The 511-nt window shown below is 70.5% G+C and carries 2 protein-coding genes; both read left to right on the top strand.

Annotation, left to right across the window (positions count from 1 at the left end):
* On the top strand, nucleotides 1-222 hold a 222-nt coding region (locus FB586_RS19650), incomplete at its 5' end, for a hypothetical protein (RefSeq protein ID WP_168800638.1).
* A partial coding sequence (locus tag FB586_RS19010) for a hypothetical protein (protein ID WP_222928405.1) occupies nucleotides 222-511 on the top strand: 290 nt, incomplete at its 3' end. The genes FB586_RS19650 and FB586_RS19010, both read left to right, overlap by 1 nt.

Here is a 511-nt window from a genome sequence, read left to right as displayed (position 1 = left end):
GACGGCCAGCCCGGTCCGGCGCTGGTCCGCATCGCGGCCGAGATGGCTGCGTGGGAGGCCGAGCCGCTCCCGACGGCGCCGGCCGAGCCCAGCGACTCCGACTCCTGGGGTGGCGTGGGCGGCGGCATCGCGGCCGGCGCCATGTTCGGCACGTTCGTCGTGCTGCCGCTGTTCGCCCTGCTGCGGTGGTACGTCGGGTCACGACGACGGAAGGTCTCCTGATGAGCAGCGAGCAGATCAGCGACGAGACGATCGCCGAGATCGAGCAGGAGCTCGACGGCGACGGTGTATGGATCGATCCTGCGTTCGCCAGCAGCCACGGCATCACCGCCGACGACGAGGCACGCATCGAGGCCGCCGTCGCGGCCACTGATCGTGCCGACCTCAACGTCGTGCTCGTCGAGGTGTCGGTCGGTGACGACCGGTTCCAGGGCAGCTTCGGCAGCCTCAGCGCCTGGATCCACGACAATCGCGGCGGCGGTGCGACCTATGTCGGGTGGGAGCGCTACGA

This window comes from Cellulomonas telluris, assembly GCF_004886325.1.
Lineage (GTDB): Bacteria > Actinomycetota > Actinomycetes > Actinomycetales > Cellulomonadaceae > Cellulomonas > Cellulomonas telluris.
This window is presented reverse-complemented; position numbering and strand designations above follow the sequence as displayed.